Source organism: Calothrix sp. UHCC 0171 (assembly GCF_034931845.1).
Lineage (GTDB): Bacteria > Cyanobacteriota > Cyanobacteriia > Cyanobacteriales > Nostocaceae > Brunnivagina.
Map to the genome: position 1 here is coordinate 1 of NZ_JAYGHN010000012.1, position 18,986 is coordinate 18,986.

General features: G+C 40.6%; 14 protein-coding genes. 10 read left to right on the forward strand and 4 right to left on the reverse strand.

The genetic code is table 11. The features are described from left to right. Positions 1-663: 663 nt before the first annotated feature. The 6 genes from VB733_RS11320 to VB733_RS11345 all read left to right on the forward strand — a co-directional run bounded on the left by VB733_RS11320 (position 664) and on the right by VB733_RS11345 (position 7,363). Complete coding sequence (locus VB733_RS11320) at positions 664-945, forward strand: 4a-hydroxytetrahydrobiopterin dehydratase (RefSeq protein ID WP_323340192.1); 282 nt, start codon at positions 664-666, stop codon at positions 943-945. A gap of 613 nt (positions 946-1,558) precedes the next feature. Beyond that, on the forward strand, positions 1,559-3,388 hold the full coding sequence (locus VB733_RS11325) for an iron uptake porin (protein WP_323340193.1): 1,830 nt from the start codon (positions 1,559-1,561) through the stop codon (positions 3,386-3,388). A gap of 300 nt (positions 3,389-3,688) precedes the next feature. Then, a complete protein-coding gene (locus VB733_RS11330) occupies positions 3,689-4,126 on the forward strand; it encodes an Rrf2 family transcriptional regulator (protein ID WP_323340194.1) in 438 nt (145 codons plus the stop codon). A gap of 116 nt (positions 4,127-4,242) precedes the next feature. Next, complete coding sequence (cysK, locus tag VB733_RS11335; protein ID WP_323340195.1) at positions 4,243-5,205, forward strand: cysteine synthase A; 963 nt, start codon at positions 4,243-4,245, stop codon at positions 5,203-5,205. 195 nt (positions 5,206-5,400) lie between these two features. Next, positions 5,401-6,096: a J domain-containing protein gene (locus VB733_RS11340; protein ID WP_323340196.1), complete on the forward strand. Its 696-nt coding sequence runs from the start codon at positions 5,401-5,403 to the stop codon at positions 6,094-6,096. Between the two features lie 397 nt (positions 6,097-6,493). After that, entirely contained in the window at positions 6,494-7,363 is an 870-nt protein-coding gene (locus VB733_RS11345; RefSeq protein WP_323340197.1) for a 6-carboxytetrahydropterin synthase, read from the forward strand. 38 nt (positions 7,364-7,401) lie between these two features. Here VB733_RS11345 and VB733_RS11350 read toward each other — a convergent pair whose 3' ends face one another. Then, a complete protein-coding gene (locus VB733_RS11350) occupies positions 7,402-8,403 on the reverse strand; it encodes a PrsW family glutamic-type intramembrane protease (RefSeq protein ID WP_323340198.1) in 1,002 nt (333 codons plus the stop codon). Beyond that, entirely contained in the window at positions 8,396-9,343 is a 948-nt protein-coding gene (locus VB733_RS11355) for a class I SAM-dependent methyltransferase (RefSeq protein ID WP_323340199.1), read from the reverse strand. Before VB733_RS11355 ends, VB733_RS11350 begins: the two co-directional genes overlap by 8 nt. 277 nt (positions 9,344-9,620) lie before the next feature. Here VB733_RS11355 and mscL point away from each other — a divergent pair, with 277 nt between their 5' ends. Next, positions 9,621-10,076, forward strand: coding sequence for a large conductance mechanosensitive channel protein MscL (gene mscL / locus VB733_RS11360; RefSeq protein WP_323340200.1), 456 nt, complete (start codon positions 9,621-9,623; stop codon positions 10,074-10,076). Between the two features lie 110 nt (positions 10,077-10,186). Here mscL and VB733_RS11365 read toward each other — a convergent pair whose 3' ends face one another. Then, complete coding sequence (locus VB733_RS11365) at positions 10,187-11,869, reverse strand: DUF3352 domain-containing protein (RefSeq protein ID WP_323340201.1); 1,683 nt, start codon at positions 11,867-11,869, stop codon at positions 10,187-10,189. A 554-nt stretch (positions 11,870-12,423) separates the two neighbouring features. On the opposite strand from VB733_RS11365, the gene VB733_RS11370 reads away from it, so the two are divergent. After that, on the forward strand, positions 12,424-15,009 hold the full coding sequence (locus VB733_RS11370) for a M1 family metallopeptidase (protein WP_323340202.1): 2,586 nt from the start codon (positions 12,424-12,426) through the stop codon (positions 15,007-15,009). Positions 15,010-15,389: 380 nt separating this feature from the next. Here VB733_RS11370 and VB733_RS11375 read toward each other — a convergent pair whose 3' ends face one another. Beyond that, positions 15,390-15,752: a hypothetical protein gene (locus VB733_RS11375; protein WP_323340203.1), complete on the reverse strand. Its 363-nt coding sequence runs from the start codon at positions 15,750-15,752 to the stop codon at positions 15,390-15,392. A gap of 763 nt (positions 15,753-16,515) precedes the next feature. Here VB733_RS11375 and VB733_RS11380 point away from each other — a divergent pair. Further along, positions 16,516-18,240 carry an AarF/ABC1/UbiB kinase family protein gene (locus tag VB733_RS11380; RefSeq protein ID WP_323340204.1) on the forward strand — a complete coding sequence of 575 codons (1,725 nt, stop codon included), beginning with the start codon at positions 16,516-16,518 and terminating at the stop codon, positions 18,238-18,240. Positions 18,241-18,407: 167 nt separating this feature from the next. After that, on the forward strand, positions 18,408-18,779 hold the full coding sequence (locus VB733_RS11385) for a hypothetical protein (RefSeq protein ID WP_323340205.1): 372 nt from the start codon (positions 18,408-18,410) through the stop codon (positions 18,777-18,779). Positions 18,780-18,986 lie beyond the last annotated feature (207 nt).

The window sequence follows — 18,986 nt, forward strand, 5'->3', positions numbered from 1 at the left end:
GTTCTACCACGCGGTAACGCTCTCTAAGGTTGATTAGCTTTCTCGCATGATTCTGTTTTCTTTACCCTGCCTTACGGTGGGGTTTTTATTGAGGATATTTGCTCAATATCCTCAATATCATTGACTTGGTTCTACGCAATCTAACGCCAATTGCGATCGCTCGATTTTTTTTTCATACACCACTAGACATGCTCCTGGAAGTATGTGCTATATTTGTTTTCAGTGAAAAACATGCAGAAACATTAGTTTCTGTCCTTGAGATAAAGACCGTTTAGGCAACAAGGAGGTGATGCCCATGATAGAAAGTAGTATACGCATGGGTCATCAGGTTGCAGTTAGCCGGCTGTGTGCCGGGGCTGTTCTCTAGGAGTTACTCTTAGTCAACTTAACTGACTAAGTTAGCTTAAGTGGCTAGATAGCTTGGAGTTCCTTCCGGCAGTCTGGTTGCAATCTGAAGACCCGCTAGACCGCTTTTATTTAAGTCATCCGATTTAAATAAGAGCGGATAGTTATATTTATAAGTCTTTTAATTTCTATTTCCAATTTATTGCTGTATCGAAACTGCTCCACAGAAAACTGTAACGCTACAAAGTTTGATTCTGAGGATTTTATATACTGCTATATACTGCCAATAAAATCGGCAAAATATTTTGAGGTGTTGACATGGCACAACTGCTGAGTGAGTTAGAAATTCAAGAAAAAGCGAAAAATCTCACTGGTTGGACGGTGGTAGGAAAAAAACTCCTGTGTCAGCGCCAATTCAAAAACTTTATTGAGGCGATCGCATTTGTAAATAAACTTGTAGAGCCAGCAGAATCAGCAGGACATCATCCCGATATCGAAATTTCTTATAATCAAGTGAATATTACCCTGACTACCCATGATGCCGGAGGCTTGACACAGAACGACTTTAACTTAGCCCTCGTGATATCTCATATTGATTAATTTATATTTTATAGATAAATTTATTTATAGATATTTATATATATGCTTATTTAGATATAAAAATAGACATAAAAAATACAAAAATCAACAAATTGATTTTTGCGATCGGTGTCTACCACATAATTGCTTCAATTTTCCACTTCAGTCTTTTGAGGTGAACCTGATCCAAAATCGAACTCGCAGACATATAATATATAGTGTGGGTATATAAAGCTTATATCAAGCGTCCTACATATCACTGAAGGTATTTTCCTTGATACTTGGGTAGAGTTATGTACTCTTCAGAAGTCGTAGATAAATCTACTGACAGTACAAAACCCACACGAAAATATATTCTCCCAACATGTGACAGTTAGCCTGGTGAACGCTATTATCTTGTCATGGGACGAAAACAGTGGTTTATAATGTCAAGTTATAAAGCAATTTTATTCTCATAAGTTAATCGCATAAATTCTTAACCTGACTATAAAATTGTATTTAGCTTTGCTAAAACTAATAACTATAGCGGGCACTTTTTGCCCGCCAATCAGGTCTAAGCAATCAAGTAGCATTAACTAAACATTTAGTTGCAGCAAACAAGATGTCTACAGAAGGTGTGAGGAGAACAGAAAAGATGTCAAAAAATATTTTGTGGAAATCATTGGTAATTAGCCCAGCAGTATTAGGCGCGGCGCTTTTGGTATCGTCGTCGGCTTATGCGGCTCCCAGCACAACCACAACAGAAGTAGCTAAGGCAGAAACATCCACAACAACAGAATTTTCAGCCGCTACCCCTATCGAAGCAGTTCAAACACCCGATTTGTTGGCTCAAGCACAGCCTCAGCAGACTGAAGTCAACACTTTGGATCAAATCAATAAGTACAGCAACGAAGGGAAAGGCAATACCCAAGCTCAAGTAACATCGGTTTCTCAGTTTTCTGATGTTCAACCAACCGATTGGGCATTCCAAGCATTGCAATCACTCGTAGAACGCTACGGTTGTATCGCTGGTTATCCTAACGGAACCTATCGTGGTAACCGTGCCTTAACTCGTTACGAATTTGCCGCAGGTTTAAATGCTTGTTTGGATCGTGTTAACGAATTAATCGCAACCGCAACTGCTGACTTGGTGACTAAAGAAGATTTAGCAACCTTACAGCGCTTACAAGAAGAGTTTAGCGCTGAACTCGCAACCCTTCGCGGTCGTGTTGATGCTTTAGAAGCACGTACAGCTGAATTGGAAGCAAACCAATTCTCCACCACAACCAAACTCGTTGGTGAAGCAATTTTTGCTGTTACTGATGCATTTGGTGATGATGCTGGTGACAGAAACAACACTGTTTTCCAAAATCGTGTTCGTCTAGACTTACAAACCAGCTTCACTGGTAAGGATGTATTGCATACCCGTTTATCAGCAGGTAATGCTAACCGCTTAGACTTAGGAACCCGCGATGCTGCTGGAAACTTTGCAGGACCCAACGGCACTTTTGAAGGAACCCAAACCTTTAACATTGGCAACAACAATAATAATGTTGTTCTTGATTGGTTGGCTTACTACGTTCCCGTTGGTCCAGCTAATTTGTATGTAGCTGCAACAGGTGGTATCCACAGCGACTACGCAGCAACTAACAACCCCTACTTTGAAGACTACGACGGTGGTAATGGCGCGTTGTCCACATTCGCGTCAGAAAGTCCCATCTACCGTATCGGAGGTGGTGCTGGTGCAGCATTGAGTATCCCCTTTGGTAAAGGTGGCGGTATCCTCAAGCCTAGCTCTGTTACTGTTGGTTACTTGGCATCGGAAGCTAATAGACCCAGTGCAGCAGCAGGCGAGATCAGCCAAGGTACAGGTCTGTTTGAAGGTAACTATGCAGCCCTTGGACAAGTTAACTTCAACTTGGGTGAACGTATTGCTTTAGCTGCAACCTACGTTCACGCTTATCACGGTGCAGGTAGCACCCTGTTTGATGGTGGTGGAATAGCTGGTACTGATGTAAACGGCAGAAATCTTGGTGTTGTTGGTACTAGCCAAGCAAACGTGCTTGGTGTGAACCGAGTTACTGGTACTCAAAGTGCTTCTTCGAGTAACTCCTATGGAGCTTCCTTAGCATTCAGACCTAGCGACAAGCTCTCCATCAGTGGTTTTGTCTCGTACCACGATATAACTGGTTACGGTTCTAATGATGATAAGGAAGCATGGAGCTACGGTTTAGGTGTAGCACTGCCTGACTTTGGTAAGAAAGGTAACGTACTTGGTATCTTTGCGGGCGCTGAACCTTACTCTTTAGCTAATGCTGGTAGAGGTAATCGCGATGTTCCTTACCACATTGAAGGATTCTACAAGTACCGCGTTAGCGACAACATCTCGATTACTCCTGGTGTAATCTGGTTGACAGCACCCGGTCAAAGCAGCAACAACAACGATGCTTTCATCGGTACTCTCAGAACAACCTTCACTTTCTAAGATTTCTCAGATTGATTTAATTTATTAGTTATTTGTTTTTTAGTCTTTGCTAGATACAAGTAACAATCTCAAACTGAAATCCTCACTAAAAAGTGGGGATTTTTATTTTTAGCGACAGAAAGTAACAAACCCCAGTGGAGAACCGGAGTATACTGTAAGAAGGGAATTAAGGATTACGGAGTAATGAATTGGGAATAACAAATTTAGGTACAGTTTCAAGATTTATTTTTGACATACCTTCTTTTATTCCGGCTCCAACTGTACCCATTCCCTCATTGCCCATTAAGTTATTTGCTGCCTGTGGAACTATCGTGCAAATCAGAATACGCAATCTTGGCATTATTGGAACTGGCTACCCATTACCAAAATGGAGAGCCGCTACAAATTCGGCAAATTGCGGCGCAGCAAAATATTCCCGATCGCTATTTGGAACAATTGCTAGCAACCATGAGACGTGGAGGTTTAGTCAAAAGCCAACGAGGTTCTAAGGGTGGCTATTTGCTGGCGCGAGAACCTTGGAAAATAACAATTTTTGAGATTTTAGCTTGTGTAGAAGGTTTAGACGCTCGGACTTGTGAAGAGGAACCCCAACCCACAACAGTAGATAGTGCAATTGTGGAAGAAATTTGGCAAGAAGTTCGTCAGGCTGCCAATTCAATTTTGCAGAAGTATACTCTTGCTGATGTCTGTGAACAGCGAGATGCCCGCAAGCAGTTGGATATTATGTATTACATTTAGTTATTGGTTAAAGGTTAGTAGTTATTCGATTGTGATGAGTAGTTATTGAACTGCCAAACATAAGCGATAACTAAAGCCAATAACCGGTAGCAATTACAAATTAACAATTAACTATTATGCAAATTGCTCGTAACATTACGGAAATTATTGGTCATACACCTTTAGTACAGTTAAATCGAATACCTCAATCTGAAGGATGTGTTGCAACAATTGTAGTCAAAATGGAGAGTATGAACCCTTCCGCATCCGTAAAAGACCGGATAGGTTTAAGTATGATTAATGCTGCGGAAGCTGAGGGCTTAATTGTTCCAGGTAAAACCGTATTAGTCGAACCAACTTCGGGGAATACTGGTATTGCTTTAGCAATGGCAGCCGCAGCTAAAGGGTATCGATTAATACTGACAATGCCAGAGACAATGAGTGCCGAGCGGCGGGCAATGTTACGGGCATATGGTGCAGAACTGAAATTAACACCAGGGATTGAGGGAATGAGTGGTGCGATTCAACGGGCGCAAGAAATAGTTGATACAACCCCTCATGCGTATATGCTACAGCAGTTTCGCAATCCAGCGAACGCGAAGATACACCGGGAAACTACTGCTGAGGAAATTTGGGAGGATACTGACGGAAAGGTTGATTTTCTTGTCGCAGGTGTCGGTACAGGTGGTACGATTACAGGGGTGGCAGAGGTAATTAAGGCTCGCAAACCTACCTTTAAAGCGATCGCAGTTGAGCCTACCAATAGTCCAGTATTGTCTGGAGGTAGACCAGGACCACATAAAATACAAGGTATTGGCGCAGGTTTTATTCCTCAGGTTCTCAAGGTAAAATTAATCGATGAAGTCATTGCAGTTAGCGATGAAGAAGCCATTGCATACAGTCGGCGCTTGGCACGTGAAGAAGGATTGTTATCAGGTATATCTAGCGGCGCAGCTTTACGTGCTGCAATCATAGTTGCCCAGCGTCCTGAAAATGCCGGAAAATTAATTGTGATGATTCAACCCAGTTTTGGCGAAAGGTATTTAAGTACACCTTTGTTTCAAGACTTAGAAGCGCGAGCAAATACTGGGGTGGATTAATGGGAAAATACTAAATACTGAATAGCTTTGTGAAGAAGTAAGCTATTAGAATACAAAATTTTATGAATGGGTGATTGTGCAAGCGATCGCCTCATTTGTATTTTTTGGGTAGTATATTTTCTGGATAGTAAACGATATCCAGCAGTTGTAAAAATCCCTCCTGTATTCTGAACCCCGACTCTTCCTTTACAACCAATGACAGACACTAATCACTACGAGACATTACAAATTCATCAGAATGCAAGTCAAACAGAGATAAAGCAAGCTTACCGTCGTTTGGTAAAGTTATTTCATCCCGATAGTAATCGAGAAGGGACAAACCCGGACAAAATTATTCTTATTAATGCGGCTTATGAGGTTTTAGGTGACGAAAAAAGCCGTCAAAGTTACGATAGAAGGCTCAATCGCTATTCCCAAAATTTTGCTAATAGTCGTCAACAGCGCACAGCAACTGCACAGCAATATCAAGTCAAGCGCCAAACTGGACGAGATATTGATGAACAGGTTGAAGAATGGCTGAATTTTATTTACAATCCCGTCAATGGGTTAATCAATGAAATCATTAATTCGCTAGAGGAGCAAATTGATGATTTGTCCGCAGACCCTTTTGATGATGAATTATTAGACGTATTTCAAGAATATTTAGATACTTGTCGGGAAAAACTTAAACAAGCACAAATAAGTTTTCGTTCTCGACCAAATCCGCCTAGTCTAGCAAGAACTGCGGCACATATTTACTATTGTCTTGACAGAATTAGCGATGGTTTAGATGAGTTTAAATATTTTCCGCTTAATTATGATGAAGGTTATTTACACACAGGGCAGGAGATGTTTCGGATTGCCGAACAATTATTATATGAAGCCCAGGATTCTGTGGAAATCTATAAATAGGTAAAAAGTTGCAACTGTGATGTCTGGAATATCGCATTGTTTCAATTGAGGCATAATTATAGCAGTTATAAACACTTATAAAAACTATTAAATAGTATGATTTATCCAACTTTAGAAGAAGCGATCGCATTTCCAGAACAACGCTTTTGCTACCTGGTTATTATTCATGGTCGGAATTTGAGACAATAGAGGCTGCTATTGGTGACTCTCGGAGTCTGCGAATTACTTATTTGGATGGGTGTATTGAGTTTATGACGCTAGGCGAAGAACATGAAATACTAAAAAAGGCAATAGCGATTCTGATAGAAACTTATTTATTCACAATCGGTTACAAAAGTAGTCTATGCTGGTAATAGTGAAGCATTAAGAAATTTTACAGTTTGCTCCCAAGGTACTCATGCAATGCATTATTAACCGCCGCGCTCAGTTTTCGGCTAGTCATCGTTATTGGCTACCAGAATTAAGTGAGGCAGAGAATCTTGAGAAATTTGGTGCATGTGCCAAATTTCCTGGTCACGGACACAACTATGTCTTATTCGTTTCCATGATTGGAGAACTAGATGAATATGGCATGGTATTAAATTTATCTGATGTCAAGCATGTAATTAAAGGGCAAGTGACTAGTCATTTAGACTATTCATTTCTCAATGATGCCTGGTCAGAATTTCAAGAAACACTACCAACTACAGAGAATATTGCGCGGGTAATTTGGCACAAGCTAGCACCGCATTTACCCTTAGTGAAAGTGCAACTATTTGAACATCCAGAACTTTGGGCAGAATATATGGGGAATGGTATGGAAGCTTATTTATCAGTTAGCACTCATTTTAGTGCTGCTCACCGTTTGGCGCATCCACAATTGAGCGATGAGGAAAATGCCAAGATTTACGGAAAATGTGCAAGAACTCACGGACATGGGCACAACTATCATTTAGAAGTGACTGTGAAAGGGGAAATTGATTCGCGTACAGGGATGTTAGTGGATTTGGGTGCGTTGCATCAAATTATTGAAGATTATGTGGTGGAACCATTTGATCACATGTTTTTAAATAAAGATGTGCCCTTTTTTGCTGAAGTTGTACCGACAGCAGAAAATATCGCTTTATATATTAGCAATGTATTGCGATCGCCTATTAAAAATATTGGTGGCATTCTGCATAAAGTTAAATTAATTGAGAGTCCCAATAATTCCTGCGAAATTATATGCAGTGACTCCGATACAAATACGACAAATGTAGCCACACAAGTTGTGTTTGCAAGTGTCTAAAATTAACAGAGGAAGAGATGTTCCACTGGAACGTCTCTCTAATGTTTTTGGGGATGTTTTTTGGCAACATTTCGTAAATAAATATAAATTCCTATTGCAATTATCCCAAAAATAAAATTTACAGCAGCACGACTGAAAATTAACCAAAGTATTTGTGAATCAAAAATCTGTCTCGAAATTAGAGGTATGACAATTTTAATTAACACAAACATCCCCAAAATTGCATTTCCTCCTAGCATGAGAGCAAAAAATATCAAACCTTTTTGCCAGTAACGATGTTGTGGAGTTACGCCAGATATCAAAGGTGTTATCGGTTTATCTTGCACTAAGCATAAAAATTGCTCAAAGCGCCAAAACATCCATAATAAAAATGGAAATAAACCGTAGCTGAAGAACTGCAAATTTCTGTCATACTCTCCAGCAGTTGCCAAAATATTGACTACAAGATGACAAATTATTGAATTTAGCCAAGCAAATAAAAAGTGCTTTCTCGAACCTGTAAAGTTTAAATTTACGAGTATATTTTTAGATAAAATGTATATCCAAGGTGCGGAAAAGAAGATATGAAATGGCGTACCAATTATTCTGTCCAAAAGTGATTCAGTATCATAAAAAACGTAAACGACATTTTCTTGGGCACTAAACCCCAGACACACTGAAATTCCTAGTAGAAAAATTGTCCGGGAAGGAAAATAATATCGCCTTTGAAAATAGCAAATAGGTATAAAAAACGCGATTAATTTACACCCTTCCTCTATGGGAATAGTTATAAATGCTTGTCGCCAGCTAGCTGCAACCAGATTTCTCATCAAACGTCGCCAGCCTGGTATTTGTAATGCAAAATTGTCAAATCCCCATTGCAAACCCAGGGCAAGTAAACCTGATATTATCCCGAAGATAAAAAAAGATATTACCCAAAAAGATAGTATCTTCAAAAACGATGCGTGACGATGCAACCGCCAGTAGTAAAATCCCAGTAGCAGCAATGCTGGTATTACTGCTGCTACTAATATTGGCAAATCAAGGATAAAATCAGTCACTCACTTTGGCAATTATGGTACGATGCCGAGGACTATTACGAGCTACTATAGGTGTCTGAAAACCTTCATTGATCAAAGCTTGCTCGATATCCAAATCAAAATATGCATCTAAATAAGGTTCCGTACTCTTAAGTAGCGTCAGGACATAGGGAGGCATTTTTTTAAAGGCTTCCGAATTAGGATTCATATCCATAATCGCTAAATGACCACCAGGACGCAATAATCTTTTAGCTTCAGCGAAAATTTGTCGAGTGGGAGATTGGGGAAGTTCGTGACATACGAGAAAAATTGATACCAAATCAAACGATGCATCAGGTAAGTTGGTAGATTCTGCCTTCTCGTGAACCCAGTTAATTTTGGGTTGGAGATTATTTATCTGACGTTGTTGCGATCGGTATTGAGCAACTGCGAGAAAATAAGGTGATAAATCCAAACCTGTAATTTCTGCTTCTGGGTAAAGTTCTTGTAATGCAAAGGTACTCATGCCAACACCGCATCCCATATCCAGGATTGTTTGAGGAGTCGTAGGAATTTGGGCTTTGAGGATATCGTGATAGCTTCGGCGTAGTTTCGCATCTCCTTGCCTACCTCCATCTTCCCAGAGACGAGCGTGAACCGCATGGGCAGCAGATTCCAGTTCAAATGCAGCCAGCCAACTCATATTCCCACTGTCGTAAGCATGAAAAGAGGTGAGGTAATAGTCTGGGTAGGTAAGTTGGGGATTTTTAATTTTTGCTAAATCCTCTTGCCAATCTCTTCCTTTGAGCTTTTCAACTTCCTGAGTCCAAGGTACACCAAGTTTCTCAGCACGTTTAATCATCATTTGTCTGGCTTGGTGTTTGGCGAATTTAGCTAGAGGTTTGATAGCAAGTACACCATTTACCATGCGAGAAGCAAAATTCAAGGGTTTTTTGGGGACATTGTTTGCAGCAGCAGTCATAAACTAATTTGCGATCGACGGGCTTTCTTAACTTATGACATATTTACTTGGGTTGAGTCTAGGAGGATGATTGGGAAAGGAGAAAACATACTCTCGGCAATATCTGTTCCTGTATCTGTTGCAATTACCCATAGCTTTGTATCTCTGCTAGCAAAAGACTGATAATATGTCCATTATTAAAGATAAAAAGAGAGCAAGTTGCTTTGCTACTTAGTGAAACTGCAACGAGATCAAATTTTGAAAAAATCACCAAAAAAATAAAACACTTAGTAAGAATATGGCAAGAGTAAGAAGAAATGGATTTTTAAGGGATTTTCAGGAGTTTGCGCTGAAGGGTAATGTTGTGGATTTGGCGATTGCGGTAATTATTGGTACAGCATTTGGCAAAATCATTACTTCTCTAGTGGACAATGTAATTATGCCTTTGGTTGATCCCCTACTGAAGCTTTTTGGTAATGACTGGCGGAATTTAGCGATTGGAGCTACAAAATTTAAGGATGGAGTTCCTGAAGACGGAATTAGATTGGGACTATTTTTAGGCTCTATTGTTGACTTTGCGATTATTGCTTTGGTGCTATTTTTAGCGATTCAAGCAATTCAAAAGTTTAAGCGTCAAGAAGAAGTTGAAGCCGCAGAAGAAGCAGCAGTAACTCCTGATGCAAATCTTTTATCACAGGAACGTTTGACTGGCGCGATCGAGCGTTTGACGCAGACAATAGAAGCTCGTCAGTAAAAAAGTAACAGGAAGATATGGGGAGATATTGATTGCATCTGATTATTTTCCCTGCCTCCCCATCTCTGTGTTTTCTCTAAATATCCAGTTCTCAATTATCTATATTTATACTATTTTTTGTCTCCTTTCGGTTTCAGTGCTAAGAGCATTTCCATTTGAGTTGTTGATTTATCGGGACTGCTGGCAGTTACACCCAAACCACGAATGGAATTGAGAATTGCTGACGCTTCTGCGGGGATTGGTTGTGCTTGAGTCGCAAATTTGTTGACTATAGTCATGGTTTTGTCCATGTCTAGATAGAAATAGCCACCATTGGGTTTTTGTAACGAACCCGCGATCGCCTTAAAAGAATTGCTACTATCTAAAGTCTGGGACTTATTTGCAGCTATAGCATCGGCTACTGGTCCACCGATCGCCAAAAATAATGTATTCTGATCTAACCAACCATGTGATATTAATGCCCCTTGTTGGGGTACTTGCCATTCAGTAATATCTTTATCTCCAGCTTTACGCTTGGCAATATTCACGTTTTGCTTTTTGACTAATTCATCCAGTTTACCAAGAGTTGCTTCAGCTGTTTTGCGATCGCTTGTGTCAAATACAAAGGCACCTCCAAACCCAACGCTGGCTGTTAAACCTTGGTTCGCGGGGATTGCGGCAAAGCCAAATTCCCCATCCATCCAACCGAGAACTTCTTTATCTAAGTCTAGATTGATGGTTTTTAACTGGGTGCGGGCTTGTTGTACTGCTTGATTAAATTCTGGATAATCTTTTGATTGTTCGTTCATCGCAGTCCACCAACGACTGATGCCTTTGCCGCTAATCAGGGCAATTGTATCGGCGGGAAATTGATTCACTACTTGAGAATCACTAGGTTCGTATTGATACTTAACCATCTGTGAGTCTAAACCCAGCACTGCCTTCATGCGTACACCCGCGTCATCAATACCAACACCTGCAACCATTGATTTTACTTGCTTTATCTGGGCTAATGTTGGCGGTGGTAGTTGTGTTGCTTGGGGGTTGGATTTGAGTAACTGCTCGACCATACCAGCATAATCGGGCACGTAAACTTGAGCGACGGTATTCTTTAAATCAATCCCCTTGCCTAAAATTTCACTAGCACCTTTCTTATTCGCAAATGAAGGTTCGCCTTTGAGGGTGTCGATCGCCTGTTCCACCGTGGCTTTGTTAGGAGAGAATACCAAATAGTTATTATTATTTAAAACAGCACTGTAAGTAGGTGCGCCCTTACCTTTGGTTTCGGTAATTTTTTCACCTTTGTAATCAATTTCTTTATTTTGAAGTTCTTTACTAGATTTGACTTTAGTTGCAAAATTCAGGGCTGCGACTTTATCTTTAATCCCAACTACCATTAAAACATTCGGTTCTGGGGTCTTTTGAGGGGTTGCTTGGGCAGGTTTGACGGGGTTTGGAGGTAAAAGTGCCACCATAACACCACCAAGCCAGGGCTTCAAATCTTGATCGTAAGTGATTCCACCATTCGCCAATGCATCTTTATTAAAATCTGCTAACCCTTTGGATACAAGTTGTTGAGCTTCAGGAGTCCCAAACTGTTCCAGCTTTGCCCATGCTTGGGGGTCGGTGGTAATATATGTTGCCATGATTGCATCATCTGGGACAACTTTAGCACTAGCCAAGGCACCAGAACTATCGCCTGAAGGTCCTTTGAGGAAGTACATGTAGGCTGCAACACCACCTATTAACACCACTGCGGCACCGACAGCCGGGATTAAAAATTTTGACTTGTTTCCAGGTATATTCTCAGGCATTTTATCTATCCTCGTTTTGTCAAATTGTCGTCTGTAAGAAGGAAAGCGTCATTAGAGAGTTTTCGGATTTATCGACCAAACCCAGAAATTAACGGGAATTACTGATAAAATTATTATTCTTACAAGCAAACATACTCAAAATAGCTCCAAAGTATTACTTCAACAATACCGAGAGCGAATCCGTAAATGTAATGTCGTTGTTTTTTGGTAATCAGGTTAATTCAGTCACCAGTTATCAGTTGCGATCGCTTAATGGCGTTCTTTTTCCAATTGAGCGGAGACTCATACCCAAGTCATAATATTCACTGTTTACTGAATTACTGCTGATTGATAACTGTTAAATCTACACAAACAAGATATCCTAAGTTATACAAAGACTTGGGAGTATTTTTGTTCACTGTATCAGGGTGTTTAGGGGTGAGATACTTTTGGTTCTCATTGGTAATCTTCCCGTGCCAATTAACTAACAACCGATAAGTTCCGTAACAGTTGTTGCTGTTTCTCTTGACTATATTTAGTTAAATTTTTCAGGATTATAAGGTCAGTTAACGTCGATGTCGCAGTTTTATTTGGATACGGACAATCATCGTCATAAATCCTTCGAGTTACCAGGTGCAAAACCACATTACAATCCCGATCGCCCCGGGCAGGTTGAGCATATATTTCTCGATATTAGTCTTGATATAGCCCAGCAAAGTTATCAAGGTACTTGTACAATTACACTTAAGCCGATTCGGAATGGAATCGATCGCTTAACTCTAGATGCAATTAATCTCAATATTCAAAGCGTAGCAGTTGATACCATCCCCCAGGAATTTGATTATGATGGCGAACAACTCCAAATCAAACTTGACTCGCCGACACAAGTTGATCGTTCCCTAGAAATTGCGATCGCCTATGCTAGGGAAAATCCCCAGCGCGGTATCTACTTTATTCAACCAGATAAGCATTATCCCGATAAACCAACGCAGGTTTGGACACAAGGTGAAGATGAGGATTCCCGGTTTTGGTTTCCCTGTTTTGATTACCCCGGACAATTATCAACTAGCGAAATCAAGGTTCGTGTTCCCAAACCATACGTTGCTATTTCTAATGGCGAATTAATCGCTACCCACAGCGATGGTGATACGCAAATCTATCATTGGTTACAAAAAGAAATCCATCCCACTTATTTAATGACGCTGGCTGTGGGGAATTTTGCCGAACTTCGCGATGAATGGAACGATAAAGCCGTTACTTACTACGTGGAAAAAGGACGGGAGGAGGAAGCCCAGCGCAGTATGGGGAAAACTCCCCGGATGATGGAGTTTTTGAGCGAAAAATACGGCTATATTTATCCCTTCCCCAAATACGCGCAGGTTTGTGTTGATGATTTTATCTTTGGGGGGATGGAAAACACCTCGACAACGGTGTTAACAGATAGATGTTTGCTTGATGAAAGGGCTGCACTCGATAACCGCAATACTGAAAGTTTAGTTGTTCACGAACTTGCACACCAGTGGTTTGGTGATTTAGTTGTCATTAAACATTGGTCCCATGCTTGGGTAAAAGAAGGTATGGCAACATACTCAGAAACCATGTGGACGGAACATGAGTATGGTGTAGATGAAGCTGCTTACTACAGATTACAAGACGCACGCAGCTATTTTGCCGAAGATGCCGAACGCTACCGTCGCCCGATGGTGACACATGTTTACCGCGAAGCCATTGAATTATACGATCGCCACATTTACGAAAAAGGTGCCTGTGTCTATCACATGATTCGGGCGGAATTAGGGGAAGATTTATTCTGGAAAGCCATCCAGACATTTGTCCAGGATAATGCCCATAAAACTGTGGAAACTGTAGATTTATTAAGGGCGATCGAAAAAGCCACTGGACGCAATTTGATGTCTTTGTTTGACCAGTATGTGTATCGCGGTGGACATCCAGATTATCAAGTTACTTATGTTTGGGATGGCGAATCGAAGCTGGCAAAGCTGACTGTGAAACAGACTCAGTCGGATTTATTTGATTTGCGTATTCCCATTGGTTTTGGGTATAAAAATACGGGAGATTCCGAGAGTACATGTAACATCTCGACATATACCGTTCGTATCCATGAAGCCGAACAAAGCTTTTATTTTCCCCTGGAAGAAAAGCCGACATTCATTAGCTTTGACGTTGGCAATCACTACCTGAAAACCGTCACCCTGGAGTACCCAGTACCAGAATTAAAGGCACAATTAGAATTTGATCCGCATCCAACTTCCCGTATTTATGCTGCCACTGCCTTGGCGAAAAAAGGAGGATTAGAGGCACTGAAAGCACTGGCAGAAGCTTTGAAACGAGATAAGTTTTGGGGTGTGCGGGTAGAAGTTGCCAAGCAAATAGCCGAGATTAACTTAGAACAGAGCTTTGCAGTTTTGATTCCCGGTTTGCAAGATGACAGTGCTTTTGTGCGTCGGGGGGTTGTGGAAGCCTTAGCAAAAATCAAAACCCAGGAAAGCTATAAAGCTCTAAAAGAAGTCATTCAAAAAGGCGATCGCAGTTACTATGTAGAGGCAGCTGCTTGTCGTAGTCTGGGTGCAGTCACAAGCGGAACAGTTGACGAAAAACCCAAAGAAGATAAAGCAATTAAGTTATTAAAATCAGTTTTGGAAGAAAAAGCTGGTTGGAATGAAGTTATTCGGAGCGGCGCAGTCTCAGGATTAGCGGCGATGAAAACCTCCGCAGCCGCATTAGACTTAGTGCTGGAATATACTAAATTTGGGATTCCCCAACCCCTGCGTTTAACTGCAATACGGGCATTAGGGAAAATTTCCACAGGTCAAAATAATACCAACTTAGAAGGAATCTTGGAGAGATTGACGGAACTTGCCAAAGAAGAATTTTTCCTCACACAAGTGGCTGTGGTAGTTGCTTTAGGACAAATGGAAACTCCAAAAGCGATCGCAATTTTACAAAATCTGGCGAATCAAACCCCCGATGGCAGGGTGCGGCGATTTGCAGACGAAGAAATCGCTAACGTCCAAAAGCATATTGGTTCAGATAGTGCCCTACGGCAAATGCGCGACGAATTAGAACAACTCAAACAGCAAAATAAAGAATTACGCAGTCGTTTGGAAAATTTGGAGGCGAAGTCGGGGACTCAAGGCTAGGATTACTGGGGAGACGCGGAGAAAACCCCCTATTTCTATTTATCTCTCAATACGGTTGGGTTAGGGAGGAAAAGGGCAAGAATAAGAATAAGACTGGAAGCATCTAGACGCTATTGATTCTCAAAGTTAATAGCTAACCGCTAACAGCTATTTTTACTTAACCGAACCGTATTGATTTATCTCTAATTTTCGCGTCTTATACCGATTCAAAAAATGTTTGCAACACATCCAGAATCTGAGACGCGATATAGCCTCTTACCCTTCGGGAACGCTCTAAGAGCGAACAGAGGAGCTGATTCGCAAAGCGACACGCTGACGCTTCTCGACAAAATTTATCTGTCGCATTCTTTTTTCAAATTGGTATTACCTATCTCCTTTCCCTACTGCTGCCAAATATCCATAGTTTGCATGTCATTACTCAATTCGCCCATAAACATTGGTGGCTGCGAATTCTTGGGCATGGCAAACACTACAGTCCCGACGATGACAGCCGCAAATGTTGTTTGACAAATCAGCTTCATTTTGACTATGCCACGACGAGTTGGCTTAAAACTGGGTTGACTTGATTGATTGGCAAGTTGGCGAACTCTTCCTGTGACTACAGCTTGGTGAAGACTCATCAACGCTTCAATATCTTCTGGCTCATAATCCAATTTCAGCAAATTATGTAATTGCTGAATCCCTGCATTACTAATGTAACCAACTGCGATCGCACTTCGGACAATTTGACGGATTGAAGCCATATTTTCATCCTCAGAGTCAAGGTACACACTGCCTGCTGACTAATAACTTTTGCTAAATTTTGCAAACATTACATGGCAAATATATAACTTGAGCAGTAAATGTGCTTCCTCCTGATGGCTCACCCAATCGGGTGATGCGATGACAAAAATTATTTGCTACTTGGTCGCACGAAGAATGCCCAGATGCCAATATCATACCCCAAGATTCACATTGGCTTTTGCTTACCATAATCATCAGTATTCTCAATGCGATCGCAGTCACCAGGGCATGAGAACAAACGGAAATATTCAGATACTAAAGCTGATTACTGATCATTAACTGGCTTAACTACCAATTTACGGGAAAACATTAAGAAATATTGCTATTTTAGGATTTTTAAATCTTTTATGTTGAATAGAAACATTTTCACTTTCCACAAGGTTCACCATCAACCTTAGTCAGCATTGAGAATATCTACAAGCCTTTATCCTTGGGCTTTGAGAACTGACATTACCTATTAGCTTTCCAGATTTTCAAGATTGGATCAAAACCTTTGTCAATCCTGCAAAAGTTGTACTTATATAAACTATAATTAAGAAAAAGATATATAAACTCCAGCGAGTAAAAACGACAAGAATAAGTCCGACTACTCCCGGAAATACATATATTGGAATTGTTTTTAGATAAAGGTTATCAGTATTCTGTTTTTGCAAGCGTAATTGTAGTTTCAGAATACAGATAAAAACAAAAGTAAACATATCGGGTTCAGAGGTCAGTGTCGGCGTGGGTCAGTATCAACCTACTCAGCTAAATCGTTATAGTCCAGACGCGATCGCGCGTTATTATCGGTTTCGTCCCTGGCTCGTGTGGGGACGACTGATAAAGATTATTTGGTTTTTTGCTGGATTTATCTTGGGTCTAAAATTGGACGAGTGGTTTAACCGAGTTGAAGAAAACAGGCACAAGCGGGCAACGCAACTGCGGCAAATGTTAACCAACTTGGGACCAACCTATATTAAAGTCGGTCAAGCACTTTCAACACGTCCCGACTTAATCCGTAAAGACTTTCTCGAAGAACTAATCAAGCTGCAAGACCAATTACCAGCTTTCGATAGTGCGATCGCCTATCACCTAATCGAAACTCAACTCGAATGTGCGATCGCGGAAGTATTTAGTGAACTTTCACCGACACCTGTCGCCGCAGCCAGTTTAGGTCAAGTTTATCGCGGTCGTCTAACTACAGGGGAAGAAGTCGCAGTTAAGGTGCAACGCCCGAATCTACGCCCCACCCTTACCCTCGACCTCTACTTAATGCGATGGGCTGCACATTGGTTATCGCCTTGGCTACCTTTAAATCTGGGGCATGACCTGACTTTAATTGTTGATGAGTTTGGCACTAAACTGTTTGAGGAAATCGATTACCTCAACGAAGCTCGGAATGCCGAAAAATTCGCCAATAATTTCCGCAATGACTTGAAAGTCAAAGTTCCAGCTATTTACTGGCGCTACACAACTAACCGCGTTCTCACCTTAGAGTGGATAAATGGTTTTAAACTCACCGACACCAAGAGAATCCGCGAAGCCGGTTTAGACCCAGAGGAAATCATCCAAATTGGCGTAACATCGGGGTTACAACAGCTACTCGAACATGGCTTTTTCCACGCCGACCCTCACCCCGGTAATTTGTTTGCCATGCCAGATGGGAGAATGGCTTACATCGATTTTGGCATGATGGATCAACTTGACGAACATACCAAGGAAACACTGGTAGACTCGATTGTACATCTGACCAATAAAGAATATTTTGACCTGGCGGAAGATTTCGTCAAGTTGGGTTTCCTCACACCTAATATCGATATTCGCCCCATTATTCCCGCACTGGAAAAAGTTTTGGGGGATGCTATTGGTAAAAACGTTGGTGATTTCAACTTTAAAACCATCACCGACGAGTTTTCGGAACTTATGTACGATTATCCTTTCCGAGTTCCTGCCAAATTTGCCCTGATAATCCGTTCGTTGATTACTCAAGAAGGTATTGCTTTGAGCCTCAATAGGAATTTTAGAATTCTTGAGGTTGGTTATCCCTACATTGCTCGGCGCTTACTGAATGGCGAATCTCCGCAACTACGGCGACGCTTGCTGAATATTTTATTCAAAAATGATAAATTCCAATGGGAGCGATTGGAGAATTTAATTACCATAGCCCGTACTGACAAGAGTTTCGATGTTTTACCAACAGCAAGATTAGGATTCCAATATTTGCTATCTGACGAGGGTAAATTTTTACGGCAGCAGTTAGTATTAGCACTGACAGAAGATGACCACTTACATACTGAAGAAGTGCATAGTTTATGGAATTTGGTCAAAGAAGACTTACAACCCAACCGCTTATTTGGTGAGGCAATTGGCTTATTAACGGAGATGTCGCGTGAGAGTGTTGCCGCAATTTTACCGAAAACGTCCTTTTTCTCAATGTTTGTAAATAGTGAAGACAATAATAAAAATTAGCACTAATTGAATTCAGTGTATTGCGAACGGGCATCTTGTCCGTTTTTTGCGTTTCTGTACTGATACATGCGAAGATATATGTTAAGCAAGATTAAGTAAGATTAAGAAGTTCATTGAATATTGATGCTTCAGATTTTCATTTTTAATTAAACAAGCAGGAGTTTCGCGTGTATTATTTCCCTCTTCAACCACCTTATTTCGTACTTGCATTTGGTTTATTTGTGGCGGTGACATCAGGTGCAGCAATGTTTGGAACTCTGCAAACTGTAGTTTATAAATGGCAGCTTGAAGGAGCAGAAAAATCTGGTAAAAGTTTAACTAAAAAACCTTTGTTGTTTCCTTTTTTAGGAGTAACTATTGGTTTAGTTTCATTTCTAGTTTCCGGTTTAGAAATTTTTGGTTTTCCTCCATTATTAGCATTTGCGATCGGTTTACCAATTTCTCTACTGACTTGCTTATTAATGTGGTTCCAACTTGGTAGTATGATGACTTTTGTGGAAAGTCGAGGAATGAGTTCTTTGGATTTGGATTCGATGTAATTTGAAATGCAACTCAACTATACTTGAGTTGCAATCTCACAAAATATGGGTTCAATAACTCATACCCTGTATTTTTATATATTTATAGTTTAATGAATATAAGCAGTAAAGAATAACCATAAATTTAAATCATCAATACCTGACTTTAAAATCAGGCTTAAAATAATTGCTTCACTTTTTCCTCTAATTAATATTTGTAATCAGGAA